Below are 13,645 nucleotides of genomic sequence, written 5' to 3' on the forward strand. Positions count from 1 at the left end.
CGAGGTGGGGAGAGATGGGCGTGAGCGAGAAACAACGAGGGCTCGTGACGGAGGCTGAGGAAGGCGATTGCCGCCGGCAGGATATCGAGCAGACGAGGAAGGACGGCATGGCCACCAACGGCCTTCGCCACCAAGCCGGGGTGGTGACCCTGCCTGAGTTCACATTCGAGTGCGGCCGCACGCTGGAACAGGTACGCATCGCTTTCGAAACCTGGGGGCAGTTGAGTCCACAGGGTGACAATGTGGTGGTGGTCTGCCACGCCTTGACGGGGGATGCGCACGCCGCGGCAGGATCGGAGGGAGCGGCCGGCTGGTGGGATGGTCTCATTGGGCCCGGCCGGCTGCTTGACACCCGGCGTTGCTTTGTCGTCTGCAGCAATGTCTTGGGCGGCTGCAGCGGTTCCAGCGGCCCGGCCAGCGCGGGCCCCGATGGACGTCCGTACGCGCTCACTTTTCCTCTGGTGACGGTGCGCGACATGGTGCGGGCCCAGATGCGGCTGCTGGATGAGCTGGGCGTGCGGAAGGTCCGGCTCGTCATCGGCGGATCCCTCGGCGGGATGCAGGCCTGGGAGTGGCCCCTGCTCGACCCTGAGCGGGTTGAGCGCGCGGTCGTCATCGCCGCCGATGCCCACTTCTCCGCTCTGGCCATCGGTTACAACGAGGTGATGCGGCAGGCGATTGTGGGCGATCCCGCCTGGTGCCGAGGCAACTATTACGGTACCGGTGTTCGGCCCTCGCACGGGCTGGGGCTGGCCCGCGCGCTGGCGATGTTGACCTATCGCAGCGATGTCCTGTTTGAATCGCGGTTTCACCGGCGCCGGGTACTCGAGCGGGAATCCGAGTGTGTCCCTGCGCCGTTTCCGGAACCCAGCTGGACGCCCCAGGCGCAGGCGCTGGCCGCCTTCACGGAGCCGCAGTTCCAGGTGGAGTCTTATTTGCGCCACCACGCGCAAAAATTGGACGCCCGTTTTGATGCCAACAGCTACCTGTACCTTACGCGGGCGATGGACTCCCACGACATCGGCCGCGGCCGCGGCGGATTGACCGCCGCCCTGGCCCAGCTGCGGGCGCGGGTGACGGTGATTGGCATCGACACCGATTACCTTTATCCGGTTTCGGCCCTGGAGAGCACCGCCCAAGCGGCCACCGCAGCGGGAGCGTGGGTGGACCTGAAGGTGTTCCGGTCCGATTTTGGGCACGACGCGTTCTTGGCCGAAACGCAGCGGCTGGCAGAGGTTTTGAAAGGGGTGTGGCCAGGATGAACAGATTCGAGCGGGCAGGCATCGGGCTTCTCGGCTGCGGCGTGGTCGGCGGCGGGGTTGTCGAGGCGCTGGACCGCAATCAGGATAAAATCTACGAACGCGCCGGTCGTCGAGCCGCAATTGAACGCATCGCCGTGCGTGACGTGACGAAACCCCGATCCGTCCGCTTGGCGCCAGAACTGCTTTGCGACGATTGGCGCTCCGTGGTGGCGCATCCGGGGACCGATGTGGTGGTGGAAGCGATGGGGGGCGTGGAACCGGCTCGGGTGGCCCTCTTGACCGCACTGGCGGCGGGCAAGCCGGTGGTCACCGCCAACAAACAGCTGCTGGCGCTGCATGGGCCGGAATTGCTGGCCACAGCGCGGGCAAACGGGGCGACGCTCCACTATGAGGCCAGCGTGCTGGCCGGCATCCCGGCCATCCATACGCTGCAAACTTACTTCCAGGCCAACCGGGTCCGCCGTCTGCGCGGGATTGTGAACGGGACGTCCAACTTCATTCTGACGCGCATGGACACAGGAGCGAGTTTTTCCGCGGCTCTGGCGGAGGCGCAGGCGCTGGGGTACGCGGAGGCCGATCCGTCCCAGGACGTGGACGGCGACGACGCCTTGTACAAACTGCAGATTTTGATCTGGACGCTTTGCGGGGCGACGTTGCCGGAAACGGCCATCGTGAAACGGGGCATACGCGGGCTTACGGAGCGGGATGTCCAGCGCGCGGCGGCGCAGGGCAAACGCTGGAAGTTGGTGGCCGAGGCCGTGTTCGACGCGGCGGGGACGCCTGTATCGGCGGCGGTCGAACCACTGGCCGTCCCGCCTGAAGATCCGTTGTTCCACGTGGGCGGCGTGACGAACGCGCTGACCGTGGAGGGGGACCTGGTAGGAGAGGTCACCTTGATGGGGCCGGGGGCCGGCGCCCTGGCCACGGCCAGCGCCATCGTCGAGGATTTGGTCAAGTGCCTGCGGACGACAGCTTTGCCCGCGCATTCGCGTGGCGAGTCTGTTTGCGACCACCCGCTGGGGACTACGACGGTATCTGTTTGAAGACAATGTAGCCTTTCCGGCCATCCGCATCTACGTGCAGCTGTTGGGCTTGATAGGGACGGCCGGACAGGTGAATCTGCCCACTGGCTTTGTAATCGACGCCGTCCTTGTTCCGGGTGATTACGGATCCCGCTGGAAACTCTCTGATGACATTTCCGCTCTTGAGCACCACCGCGTAGTGGCTCCCTGATTGGCGCGCGAGGCCCGCGTATTGGACGGCCTGCGGATTGACGTGGCTGGTCACGGGAATAGTCACGGTGCCGCCCTGGACCCGTGCGCTCTTGGGCAGGGGAACGTCAGGCGGCGTATGCAGACGGAAGGCGACAATGGCGGCGATGATGAGAAGGGCAAACAGGATTTGTTTTTTCACGTCAACCATGTCCCCCTTGGCGCAGGCTCTGCGCTCCGCCCGCACCGGTCCCAGCAGGTGTCACTACGACCACCTCGGGCCCGATAGGGGCGGCCCCAGCGCATCAATCCCCAATGAGTTGAAGAAACTCGCGGCGGAGCTGCTCGTCTTTCGCGTAGACCCCGCGCGTGGCCAGCGTGCGGGTGCGTGACCCCGGCTTGCGCACGCCGCGGGCGCACATGCACAGGTGCTCCGCCTCCATCACCGCAATGACCCCGCGTGGTCGCAACACCTCGTCCATAGTCGCGACGATTTGGTCGGTGAGTCGTTCCTGCACTTGCAGCCGCCGGCTGAGCACGTCGACCAAGCGGGCGATCTTGCTCAGGCCGACAATCCTGTCCGACGGCAGGTACGCCACGTGAGCGGTGCCGAAAAACGGCAGCATGTGGTGTTCGCACAGGCTGTAGAAGACGATGTCCGAAACGACGACCGGGCCTTCGCTGCGCTCCTCAAAGGTGGTGTTGAGAACGGCGGCCGGATTGATCCTCATGCCGGACAGCAGTTCTTCGTACATTTTGGCGACGCGAACCGGCGTGTCAAGCAATCCGTCCCGCCCCGGGTCCTCGCCAATCAGGCGGAGGATTTCCCGCACGTGATGGGCGACAGCGGCTCGCCGCCGCTCCACTGGGGATTCTGCGCCTGCGGCGGGCCCGGCAGGGGATTCGGTATATGTGAAGGTGTTGAGTCCGGAATCGGTCAAGGTCGCTGTCTCTCCTTTTGACGGTACACCCGCTCGCGCCGTGCTCGGCCGGCGCGGTCACGGTGGCGACGTGTAATAGGCTGTCCGAACGTGACACTGATTACTGATTACAGAGTAGATTTCATTATACCATCAATCATACCATCAATCGCGTACAGCTGCCGGGGGAGGCGGCGGGCGTGGCCACGGGGCGCGGCAGACGGGAGACAGGGCCGGGCTGGATTGCGGCGGGCCGCGAAAATGGCTACCATTGAGAACGTCTTGTCTTTGGGTACAGCGACAAGCGGCGGCCACCAGGTTGTATCCGACAAGGGTCGTGCCTCGCAAGGGATGAACGCTGGAATCCTACAAATTTCTTGGCTGCACGCGGAAGACGCCGAGTGGGAGGGAATCTGGCATCATGAGTGGTCATACACCTGCGTCTGCCGTTGTTTGCGGGGACGGGCCGTCACCGGCCGTATCCGACACAAGCCCGCTGCTCAAGGGCTTGAACAAGGAACAGCGCTTGGCCGTGACGACGACGGAAGGTCCCGTCCTGGTTGTGGCTGGTGCGGGCAGCGGCAAGACCAGTGTGCTCACCCGCCGCATCGCCTACCTGATGGAGGTGCGGCAGGTCCCGGTTCACCATATTCTGGCTATCACGTTCACCAACAAAGCTGCCAAGGAGATGAAGGAGCGTGTCCGCGCGCTCGTGGGCGCGGGTGCGGACGACTTGTGGATGGGCACGTTTCACAGCATGTGTGTGCGCATCTTGCGGCGCGAGGCGGAGCGCATCGGCTATCCCACCACCTTCACCATCCTGGACGGCGATGATCAGCAGGCTTTGGTACAACAGTCGATGCTGGACGCCAACTACGACTTGAAAAAATTTGACGCTCGCGCTGTGCAGGCGGTCCTCTCTCGATGGAAGAACGCCCTCCTTAGGCCGGGCCAGACCCCGTCTAAAAAGAAGGCCCAGACACAGGCGGAGGCGGTGGCCGCCGATGTGTTCGAAATCTACCAACAGCGCCTGTTTTCCGCCGGCGCCATGGATTTTGACGACCTGATTGGAAACACGGTGGAACTCTTGCGCCAGCACCAGGATGTGCGGGAAAAGTACCAGGATAAGTTCCGCTACATTCACGTGGACGAGTACCAGGACACCAATCACGCCCAATACCAGTTAGTGCGGCTGTTCGCCGAGAAGCACCGGAACATTTGTGTCGTCGGGGATTCGGATCAGGCCATTTACGCGTGGCGCGGCGCGGATATTCGCAACATCCTGGAGTTTGAACGCGACTATCCGGAGGCCGCAGTCATCACCCTCGAGACCAATTATCGATCCACATCCATGATCCTGGACACCGCCAACGCACTGATTCGTCACAATCGCCGGCGTAAGGAGAAAACCCTCAGATCTGTCCATGGCCAGGGCGATCCGGTCGTCCTCTGTGCGCTCACCGACGGCGAGGACGAAGCCAAGTATGTCGCCGATCAAGTCTTGGCGCACGTCCGCGACGGCGGCAGCTACGGGGAGTGTGCGGTGTTGTACCGAGCCAACGCCCAATCGCGCGCGATTGAAGAAGCGTTCATGGCGCACGCCATCCCGTACACCATCGTCGGCGGCCTGACCTTTTACGACCGGCGGGAAATCAAGGACATTCTCGCTTATTTGCGGGTGTTGACCAACCCGCGTGATGAGATTTCGCTGCTGCGCGTGATCAACAAACCCCGGCGGGGGCTGGGCGAGCAGACAATCGGCAAATTGCTCGAGTACGCGCATGGAGAAGGCCTGACGCTGCTTGAGGCCCTGGCCCACGGGCGTGAGGCTGGCTTGTCGGAGGCGGCAGCGGAGGCGGCCAAGCAGCTCTATGAGACCCTGCAGGAATTGATGCTCTGGATGGAAGGGATGCCGGTCAGCGAGTACCTGGCGGAGGTGCTGCACGCCACAGGTTACCGGCAGATGTACGCGGAGAGTGGTAAGGCCGAGGACCAACAGCGCCTGGAGAACATCGACGAATTGTTCACGGTCACCCGCTCCTTTGACCGCCGCCGGCAGGGCACCCTCCTGGAGTTTTTGGCCGAGGTGTCCCTGCTGAGCGATGTGGACAAGGAAAAGGGCAAACCGGACAACAGCGTGCGGTTGATGACGCTGCACGCCAGCAAGGGCCTGGAGTTTCCGGTGGTATTCATGATTGGCCTGGAGGAAGGGGTGTTTCCTCACGCCCGTTCGCTGGACGACGAGGAAGGGATTGAACAGGAGCGCAACCTGTGCTACGTCGGCATCACCCGCGCTATGCGCAAGCTCCACATCACGTACTGCACGGAGCGCACCTTATTCGGCCAGGCGAGCCTCAGGGAACCCTCCCGGTTTGTGGCCGAATTGCCAGACTCGACCGTTCGGCGCGTGAACCTGACGAATGCGGACTTATACGATTGGAAGATTGGAGATCACGTCCGCCACCCGCAGTACGGGGAAGGCGTCGTGCTCGCGGTCAAGGAAGCCGGCGGAGAGCGGGCCGAGGCGGAACTGGAAGTGATGTTCCACCCGTCGGTCGGAATGAAGACATTCCCCAAGCGGTACGCGCGGCCTGTGCGTCAAGCGGCGCCCTCCCGCTAACCCGTGCCGCCGGCGGGCCGCGCGTAGTCTCCTCCCCTTTTGTCTCCTTCCATTCCCATGCTACAATGAAAAATGATTTGTCAATCGGGCAGGGAGGGCCGCCGGCCCTTCAGGCGGGTAGCAGGGGGAAATGAAGTTGGTCTCTTGGTACGTGATTGGTGGCCTGTTGGTCGTGTTGATTGGATTGTACGCATGGTTGTTTTGGTGGACACGCAAACGGCAGAAGAAGTTTGAGTCCCAATACAATGCCGCCAAAGAGCGGCGTGAGGTTTTCGTCCTGCACAAACGGGTGGTTCGGGAAAGGCCGAAGACGGGCTGGTTTCGCTATATTCCGGTCAAGACCTATCAGATCGTCGGAAGGGTCAATCTGTCTCAAGCGGTCCGCGGCATCCACATGTCGAAGATGCAGACCATCACGTTCCACACGACCAAAGATCAATACGATAAAGTTCAGCCAAACCACCGGTACAAAATGGACGTGGCCGGGAATTACATCGGCTATGTGGTGGCGCCGCCGGTCCTGCGGACGCGCGAACCGGGCGCCTGGAAGAAGTGGTTTCGCCGTGGCGGCAGGGGGCAAGGGGGCCAGTCCAAGCGGGCCGGAGTGGGCGCCAGCGGGCGGCCCACCCCGGCCGCCACGGCGAAGGGCAACTCGAGCGGATCGAAGGGTAAGGATAGGACGAAGCGATAAGACTTGCTTTGCGGCGATGGCATACGCCCGGTTGCTCGCATAAGCTGCACGGAACACGCAATCGACAAGGAGGCGTGGACTGTGCAGGTACAGGGAATGCGGACAATGCGGGCGCAAGGGCCCAGGCGTCGCAGGCGCGGCAAGGGGCACGCGAAGGACGCCCCGAGCGCCCGCGCGCGGGCCCGACAGACTGGGGGACAAGGGGCGCGGCGTACGCCCAAGCTGGCGGAGACGGCCGCTCCCGCCCTGACCTTTCGGCCGCGCACGGAAGCGGACGATGAATACATTGTCCAACTGACGGAGGAACAGTTGGGAGAGGTCCATCAACAGGCGTTTGCAGAACCGTTCCCACGCGAGCAGTTTCGCCAGTACATCCAGTCAGGTGCCCCGACGACCGTGGTCGAGCACCGCGGCAAGCGCATCGGCTACTATTCTTACCTGATTGGTCCAGAGGGGAAAATGCACATCAGCGCGTTGGTCATTGACCGGTCCGAGCAATCGGATGGAGTCGGCACGGCGGTGATGGAGAAGCTGGAACAGGAAGCGGCGGCGCGGGGCGTCCACACGCTGGAGGTGTTCGTGCAGGCGAACAACGCGCGCAGCGTCGAGTTCACCCGCAAGCTGGGTTTCAACGAGGTGTTTCGTCTGCCGCCAAATACTATATGTTTCCAGAAGCGGATTGGTTCCGCAGCAGCTCCGCCGCGGCCGGGAGGGCTGGTGGGCGCTACCCCCAGCCCGCCGCCGATGTAGGCAGCCGTTAAGCCCACCCTGGGTCCGTGAGCCGAGGGTTCGGATAATAGCGGTGGCAGGGAGGGTTTAGGATGCACCCAAATTCGCCGTCCACTAATCGCAGCACACGCCCGCGCTGCGCGTGGGCGACGACTGACTTGCTGGCTGAATACCACGACGAGGAGTGGGGGCGCCCCCCGACCACCGATGCGGGCTGGTTGGAAATGATTATTTTGGAGACGTTTCAAGCGGGGCTCAGCTGGCGCGTTGTGTTAGAGAAGCGGCAGGCCATGCGGGAAGCGTTCGGCCAGTTTCATCCCCATCGGGTGGCGGAGTTGACGGATGAGGATGTTGAGCACCTGCTCGCCAACCCGCGTCTCATTCGCAATCGCCGCAAGATCAAAGCGGCGATTGCGAATGCGCGTATCGCGCAGCGCCTCGTTCGCGAGGCTGGATCCCTGTCTCATTTCTTCGCCGAACTCAAGCAGCTATCCGAAGAGACTGTGTATGACCAGCTGCAGACAACCTTCGTCGGTGTCGGACCGGTCACTGCCCGCAGCATCGCTTACGCCACCGGACTGGTGACTCCTCCGCACGAGGAGGGGTGTTGGTTGGCGTCAACGGTCACGGACGCGCTGCGTGTCGAACAGCAGGGTGATGGTGTACAATCCAGCCAGCCCGACGATGACGTAGACGATGCGGCTCAGTAAAGAATCAACGCCGCCGAATACGGCCGCCACCACGTCGAATTGAAACAGGCCCACCAGCAGCCAATTGATTGCACCGATGATGACCAGTACCCACGCCACCTTGCTCAACTTTCCAGCACCTCCTCGAGCCCAGTATGTTCATCTCAGTCCGGCTTCATCCGAGCTATAGTCGGGGCGCGTTGGGACTTGTCAAGGGAACGGGTGTGGGGTATGCTGAGGGGTGAAACGGAGGGATGGGTCATGGGTGATGTCGAACAGCGTGTGCGCGACGCACTGGACTCCATCCGCGAAGCCATCCAGCAGGATGGCGGCGATGTGGAGTTTGTTTCGTATGACGATCTGACAAAGACGGTGTTTGTCGCCCTGACGGGCCAATGCGTTGGCTGTCCGGCCAGTGTCATGACCTTGAAACTGGGCGTGGAGCGGGCGATTAAGCAAGTGGCACCAGAGGTCGAAAACGTGGAAGCTTATTGAGGCCCCGTCTGGGGGGCTTTTGTTTTGGCCATGCTGGATACGGGAGAGAGAGCGGTGCTTGCGCACCGCTTTTTTCCGGTCATCTCGACCGCTGCGGTGGAGAGGGGGATTGCGGTTGGATGTCCAGGTGCAGGGCGATATGCTCGTCATTCAACCAGATAGGCGTGTCGTCGGCAGCCAAGTGGCCAGCCTTCTGACCACAGCCCTGGCCCTGCCCGATAGATTTGTCCGCACCTTGTTCCATCAGCAGCGGGTGCTTCTAGGCGCTGTCCCGGCGACGCCGGTTGACCTTGTCGGCAAGAGTAAATTGCGCCTCAAGGGCGGCGTGGTAGAGCCGTACGGGGTCGACGGCTGGCAGGCGTCGCCGATAGCCGAGGTGCTGCACGCGGATGACCACCTGTTTGTCGTCAACAAGCCGCCGGCAATCCTGGTCCACCCGGGCGGCCCGGAGGATGCAGACACGTTGGCGCACCGGGTGGCGCACTGGTTGCATGCGCAAGGCTTGGAACGCAAAGTGCGGCACGTGCACCGATTGGACGAAGGCACCAGCGGTTGCATCCTGTACGCGGCGCATGCGTACGCGGCGCGCGCTCTTGATCACGCATTGGCAAACAAGCGGGTTGAGCGTACGTATCTGGCGCTGGTGCACGGGCGCCTCCCGCAGGGTCGAGGCCGGATTGAACTGCCCATTGGGCGGGACCGGCACGTGGCGGGGAGGCATCGCGTCACGCAGAACGGCCTACCGGCTGCGACGGAGTACCAGGTATTGCGTGAACACGCGCAGCGCGGGCATACGTTTTCCTTGGTCGCGTGCCGGTTGCAGACCGGCCGCACGCACCAGATCCGCGTCCACCTGAGTCATCTCGGCTGTCCCATCGTCGGCGACACGCTGTACGGCGGCCGGCGGATGCTGGGATGGAGACAGGAGACGAGCGGGATCGCACTGCACGCGGCGCAGCTGTCGTTGTCCCACCCGTACACAGGTGAGCGAGTGGCCGTCCGTGCGGACCTGCCGGTATCCTGGCGGAGCGTCCTGCCGTGGTTTGCGCGAGCGATGGCAGAGACAGCGGGTGCCGAGAGGGGGGATGGCGGGTGGCCCTCCATCCCACGCGCCACCGCAAGGGAAATCGAATCGTGATGTTCTGGCGCTTTGGCGAGGAGACAGCCAGTTCTCCGGGGTCGCCGGCGTTTCACAAGGTTGTGGGCCGCTTTCTGTGGCGCCTGGTGCTGTCCGTGGCCCAGCATGATATCGCGTCGCTCGCGGCGGTGATTGCGTTTTACGCCTTCTTTTCCCTGTTTCCGCTCCTGTTGTTGGTCATCTACGGGGCGAGCTTGCTGCTGCCGCACGTGCAGGTAGAGAAAGTGATTGAGTTGTTTGTCACGCCGTACTTCCCGGCCTGGCCGCGCGATTACATCACCAGCAATCTGCCGCACCTGACGCGGGTGGGGGTCAACGTCGGCATCGTCAGCGCCATCATCCTCACCTGGTCTGCCACCAGTGGATTCATCGCTGTGCAGCAGGCGTTGGACGTGGTCTGGAATTCGCAGCAGCGCTCGTTTGTCAAGCGCCGTTTGATTGCCTTCGCCATGTTGCTGATTCTGCTGTTGCTCACCCTGGGCTCGGAGGTTGTGATGGCGCTGACGCCGCTCGTCAAGTATGCGCTGGTCAAGCACGCCGCATTCTTGGACTGGGTCAAGTTGGTGCACGGCGTCTCGCGGGTTCTGTTTCCGCTCTCGTTGTTCGTGGGTTGTCTGATCGTCTACCGTTACCTGCCGTCCCGACAAAGGCACTTTGTCTACCTGGTGCCCGGGGCCTTGGTGACGACCGTGGCGGTGGACGCGGGCCGCGCCGTGTTCACGTGGTATGCCTCCCACCTGGTCATGTACCAGCTGATTTACGGTACGCTGACGGTGGTCATGCTCGTCATTCTGTGGATGTATTTGGCCAGCTTGGCGATGCTATTCGGGGCCGAGGTGTCGGCCACCCTGCAGGCTATAGACGACGAACTGCAGACGGACGAAGATGAACACCGTTAACGGCTGGCGGCACCGCACACCACCCGCGGGCGGACGCCCACCCGCACATTGCCGCGCAGGGCGGAGGACACCATGCAGGTTAATTCTGCGTGTTCCGCAAGCCGCAGGATGCGCCGCTCGTCCTGCAAATCGGGCACGTAGACTGTCGCCAGGTGAACGATGCGGTCGTACCTTAGCCCGCCCTCATTCTCCACATACCCTGTGCTCTCTACCTCAATCCGATGATAGGCGATCTGGCGGTTTTGCAGCAGGATGGCGAGGGTCAGCAGATAGCAGCTGGCCGCCGCGGACAAGAGCAGTTCTTCGGGATTGGTGCCGACTCCGCAGCCGCTCAGGTTTCCCGGCATGCTGAATTGTATCGTCGTCTCGTCGCCGAGTTGCAGCGCGCCGACCCCGTCTCTATCGCCGGCCCACTGTCCTGATACTGTGTAGGTGAGTCGTTCGGTCACTGCGCATTTCTCCCCTTGGCTTTCGGCCGAAATATATAGAATGTTCTATATACATTCTACCGCGCTTCACGAGCAATTTCCATGCCTGGATACGAGGAGCCCGTAGGATCGTGTATGATGGGCAGAGAATGGCGTCGATTGGACGAAACTCGCGCCCATCCTGTCGGAAAGTTGGGATGTCCTTTGATCAGTGTCGTGATTGCCACACGCAATCGGCTGCCCCATCTGCGGGCCTGCCTGCGCGCGATTGCCCGGCAAGCCGTGGTGACACCCGTGCAGGTGTGCGTGGTCAATGACGGTGGCGCCAGCGTCGCTCCGGTGGTCGAACAGGTCCAGCGTGAGCATCCGCACATTCAGTTCTGGTTTCACGACCTTGCCGAGCATCGCGGGCAGGTTCACGCACGCCGCCTGGCCATCACGGCCGCACGGGGTGAGTTCATCGCCTTTTGCGATGACGACGATCGCTGGCTGCCCAACCACCTCTCCTCCCTGTGGTCTCTGCTTCAGTCCAGTGACGCCGTATGGGCGCATACCGATGCAGAGCTGGTCGAGGTGCGCCGCCGCGGCGGCCGGATTGAAGTCGGCGATCGTTTTGCATTTGCCTGGAAGCGTGCGGATCTTCTCTTGCGCCGGTACAATCCGTTGCTTCCTTCGACCGTTTTGTACAAGAAGGCCGCCCACCTGCGGCTGGGAGGGCTGGACGAATCGATGGGGGATTATTGGGACTGGGATTTTTGGTTGCGCCTGAACAAGCTATCAAGACCCCTGCGGGTCCCGGTGGCCACAGTGTTGTACGGGCTGGACGCCGACGGCGGCCAGGCATCCTTTAGCCCGGACAGCATGCGCCCGTACCTGACGGCGCTGACCGACAAACACGGCTTGGGCGAGCTGCCGACGATGAACTTTCGCATGATGCTGGATCAGCCGGACCTGGCGCCGTACCGGGCCCAGACGCGCATCCTCTGGGATGGAGATCCAGGGCTTTGGGACACGGGCGAAGCGCAGACGGGAGAGGGATGCAATGGATGAAATCCGCTTGACGGGCATGCACTTCTACGGTTATCACGGCGCGCTGGCGGAAGAGCGCAAACTGGGGCAGCGGTTTACGGTGAATCTGGTGCTCTCGCTCGACCTCGAAGCGGCCGGCAGGTCCGACATGATAGCGGAGACGGTGGATTATGCGGCTGTCTACGGCGACGTCAAACAGGTGGTGGAAGGGCCACCGGCACGCCTGATTGAAAGCGTGGCTGAGCGTATTGCCAAGTGCATTCTGGAGCGGTACCGACGCGTGCGCGCGGTGCGTGTGGAGGTGGAAAAACCGGGAGCGCCCATCCCGGGCGTCTTCGACGCCGTAACGGTGTGCATCGTGCGCACCCGCGCCCAGTCTTAACGGATGCGGCGATACAACTGGCAGGCGCCGTAGAACATCCAGGTGCGCGGACCGGACAGCAGGACCAGGCGCCGCAGCGGGCGCACGACGGGATTCTGGCGGGCCTTGGCGTCGGATAAGTACATCGCCAAAAGCCCACAGACGATGTGCTGGTGCAGACGTCCGCCGATGCGCCGCGCCGACTCATGGCTCTCTCGAACGAAGCGTCGCAGCCTGGCGTAAGCCTCCTGCCAGGACGGGTAGCAGGCGATAAAGTTGAAATCGCCGTGTTCGTCGTCTTCCGCTAGGTCAATCCAGTAATCGAGCAGAATGTGCAGCCCGCATACCCATGGGAAATAGCTGTCCAACAAGGATTGAGCCGCGGTCTCCGTGATGGGGCGCTGCGAGGCCGCAAACAGCGCGAAGACCCCAAGGGTCGATCCGGCCGCTGCGCCGAATTCCCACCAATGGACTTCGGGATAGTGTCTCTGATGCTGGCTGAACCAGTCCATCAGGCGCTGTCGGCGCAGATTGGGAGTTATGTGTTTGTATTGCTGCAGTTCGCAGTACCTATCCACCAGCCACATGACGTGGTCCTGGGCCACACGGTAGCCAGGCAAGCGCTCAATCTCCCGCTGGCAGGTGCGGACGAGCGCCTGGAGGTACCCGCCGTCGTCTTCTGCCTGGTCGTAATATGCTCGCACCGGCGCGCCGGGCACAACGGCGTCACGCATGGCTTGGTGAAGGGCGGTAAAACGGTCTTCATTCCACTCCCCGGTGCGGTCGCACAGGTTGTCCAGGTAGTCGCTGATGGTCTGCAGGGCCACGATGAGCCGGACCAGGTCGGCCGGTCCGCTGGGGGCCAGCGCCGCGTACACGCAGCCGCCGTCGGCATGAAACCGTTTATCGCGCAGGCTGGCCAGCGCTTGCCTGCGCAACTCTACGTCCGGGATCGCGAGCGCGCTGCCGGTCCAGTGCAGGATTTCCTGCCGGGCTCGCGGCAGGACGCGCGAGAACAACTGGTACAGGAAGCGGGGACTCGCTTCAGCCAGGATTTGCAGCATGGGCACCCCCCGATTGTCGTGCGGCGCCCATCTCGAAGCGCCGCCCTTCAGGCGCTCAGCTTAGGATGCCCCAAGATCCCGGTGTCGAGCCGATGCCTGTATGCGCTGC

General features: G+C 62.8%; 16 protein-coding genes. 11 read left to right on the plus strand and 5 right to left on the minus strand.

The genetic code is table 11. From position 1 onward, the window contains the following. Positions 1–20 precede the first annotated feature (20 nt). Positions 21–1,262, plus strand: a complete 1,242-nt coding sequence (gene metX / locus AK2_RS04490; RefSeq protein ID WP_245632771.1) for a homoserine O-acetyltransferase MetX — start codon at positions 21–23, stop codon at positions 1,260–1,262. Beyond that, positions 1,259–2,305, plus strand: a complete 1,047-nt coding sequence (locus tag AK2_RS04495) for a homoserine dehydrogenase (RefSeq protein WP_067931832.1) — start codon at positions 1,259–1,261, stop codon at positions 2,303–2,305. The genes metX and AK2_RS04495 overlap by 4 nt, the downstream gene beginning before the upstream one ends. Here AK2_RS04495 and AK2_RS04500 read toward each other — a convergent pair. Further along, a complete protein-coding gene (locus AK2_RS04500) occupies positions 2,286–2,675 on the minus strand; it encodes a hypothetical protein (protein WP_157076221.1) in 390 nt (129 codons plus the stop codon). The two genes, AK2_RS04495 and AK2_RS04500, sit on opposite strands and share 20 nt — an antisense overlap. Positions 2,676–2,778: 103 nt before the next feature. Continuing rightward, positions 2,779–3,414: a GTP cyclohydrolase I FolE gene (folE, locus tag AK2_RS04505; protein ID WP_439645081.1), complete on the minus strand. Its 636-nt coding sequence runs from the start codon at positions 3,412–3,414 to the stop codon at positions 2,779–2,781. Positions 3,415–3,814: 400 nt separating this feature from the next. Between folE and AK2_RS04510 the strand changes: the two genes are divergently transcribed. The 4 genes from AK2_RS04510 (at position 3,815) to AK2_RS04525 (ending at position 8,143) form a co-directional block, all read left to right on the plus strand. Next, on the plus strand, positions 3,815–6,013 hold the full coding sequence (locus AK2_RS04510) for an ATP-dependent helicase (protein ID WP_067931838.1): 2,199 nt from the start codon (positions 3,815–3,817) through the stop codon (positions 6,011–6,013). 136 nt (positions 6,014–6,149) lie between these two features. Beyond that, the gene (locus AK2_RS04515; RefSeq protein WP_157076222.1) at positions 6,150–6,704 is read left to right on the plus strand and encodes a hypothetical protein; all 555 of its coding nucleotides are present in this window, start codon (positions 6,150–6,152) and stop codon (positions 6,702–6,704) included. A gap of 81 nt (positions 6,705–6,785) precedes the next feature. Continuing rightward, positions 6,786–7,454: a GNAT family N-acetyltransferase gene (locus AK2_RS04520; RefSeq protein WP_067931842.1), complete on the plus strand. Its 669-nt coding sequence runs from the start codon at positions 6,786–6,788 to the stop codon at positions 7,452–7,454. A 71-nt stretch (positions 7,455–7,525) separates the two neighbouring features. Then, on the plus strand, positions 7,526–8,143 hold the full coding sequence (locus AK2_RS04525; protein ID WP_067931843.1) for a DNA-3-methyladenine glycosylase I: 618 nt from the start codon (positions 7,526–7,528) through the stop codon (positions 8,141–8,143). Here AK2_RS04525 and AK2_RS16385 read toward each other — a convergent pair. Further along, positions 8,051–8,251, minus strand: coding sequence for a DUF378 domain-containing protein (locus AK2_RS16385; RefSeq protein WP_083520845.1), 201 nt, complete (start codon positions 8,249–8,251; stop codon positions 8,051–8,053). The genes AK2_RS04525 and AK2_RS16385 overlap by 93 nt on opposite strands. A gap of 132 nt (positions 8,252–8,383) precedes the next feature. Between AK2_RS16385 and AK2_RS04530 the strand changes: the two genes are divergently transcribed. The 3 genes from AK2_RS04530 (at position 8,384) to AK2_RS04540 (ending at position 10,654) form a co-directional block, all read left to right on the plus strand. Then, complete coding sequence (locus AK2_RS04530) at positions 8,384–8,617, plus strand: NifU family protein (RefSeq protein WP_067931844.1); 234 nt, start codon at positions 8,384–8,386, stop codon at positions 8,615–8,617. Positions 8,618–8,732: 115 nt separating this feature from the next. After that, positions 8,733–9,755, plus strand: coding sequence for an RluA family pseudouridine synthase (locus AK2_RS04535; protein ID WP_067931846.1), 1,023 nt, complete (start codon positions 8,733–8,735; stop codon positions 9,753–9,755). Continuing rightward, positions 9,710–10,654: a YihY/virulence factor BrkB family protein gene (locus tag AK2_RS04540; RefSeq protein ID WP_067931847.1), complete on the plus strand. Its 945-nt coding sequence runs from the start codon at positions 9,710–9,712 to the stop codon at positions 10,652–10,654. Before AK2_RS04535 ends, AK2_RS04540 begins: the two co-directional genes overlap by 46 nt. Here AK2_RS04540 and AK2_RS04545 read toward each other — a convergent pair. After that, a complete protein-coding gene (locus AK2_RS04545) occupies positions 10,651–11,103 on the minus strand; it encodes an OsmC family protein (protein WP_067931848.1) in 453 nt (150 codons plus the stop codon). The genes AK2_RS04540 and AK2_RS04545 overlap by 4 nt on opposite strands. Positions 11,104–11,220: 117 nt before the next feature. On the opposite strand from AK2_RS04545, the gene AK2_RS04550 reads away from it, so the two are divergent. Continuing rightward, positions 11,221–12,132, plus strand: a complete 912-nt coding sequence (locus AK2_RS04550; protein ID WP_169794728.1) for a glycosyltransferase family 2 protein — start codon at positions 11,221–11,223, stop codon at positions 12,130–12,132. Then, on the plus strand, positions 12,125–12,493 hold the full coding sequence (gene folB, locus AK2_RS04555) for a dihydroneopterin aldolase (protein ID WP_067931851.1): 369 nt from the start codon (positions 12,125–12,127) through the stop codon (positions 12,491–12,493). The genes AK2_RS04550 and folB overlap by 8 nt, the downstream gene beginning before the upstream one ends. Here the strand turns inward: folB and AK2_RS04560 are convergent. Further along, positions 12,490–13,536 (minus strand): tetraprenyl-beta-curcumene synthase family protein, encoded by a 1,047-nt coding sequence (locus AK2_RS04560; protein WP_067931853.1) that lies wholly within the window; start codon positions 13,534–13,536, stop codon positions 12,490–12,492. The genes folB and AK2_RS04560 overlap by 4 nt on opposite strands. Positions 13,537–13,645: the final 109 nt, after the last annotated feature.

Source organism: Alicyclobacillus kakegawensis NBRC 103104 (genome assembly GCF_001552655.1).
In the GTDB taxonomy this organism is placed as follows: Bacteria; Bacillota; Bacilli; order Alicyclobacillales; family Alicyclobacillaceae; genus Alicyclobacillus_G; species Alicyclobacillus_G kakegawensis.

Bases quoted from the DNA above. Each gene is read 5' to 3' on its own strand.
- AK2_RS04560 (WP_067931853.1), bottom strand. From the start codon at position 13,536: ATGCTGCAAATCCTGGCTGAAGCGAGTCCCCGCTTCCTGTACCAGTTG.
- folB (WP_067931851.1), top strand. From the start codon at position 12,125: ATGGATGAAATCCGCTTGACGGGCATGCACTTCTACGGTTATCACGGC.
- AK2_RS04550 (WP_169794728.1), top strand. From the start codon at position 11,221: ATGGGCAGAGAATGGCGTCGATTGGACGAAACTCGCGCCCATCCTGTC.
- AK2_RS04530 (WP_067931844.1), top strand. From the start codon at position 8,384: ATGGGTGATGTCGAACAGCGTGTGCGCGACGCACTGGACTCCATCCGC.
- AK2_RS04510 (WP_067931838.1), top strand. From the start codon at position 3,815: ATGAGTGGTCATACACCTGCGTCTGCCGTTGTTTGCGGGGACGGGCCG.
- AK2_RS04525 (WP_067931843.1), top strand. From the start codon at position 7,526: ATGCACCCAAATTCGCCGTCCACTAATCGCAGCACACGCCCGCGCTGC.
- AK2_RS04495 (WP_067931832.1), top strand. From the start codon at position 1,259: ATGAACAGATTCGAGCGGGCAGGCATCGGGCTTCTCGGCTGCGGCGTG.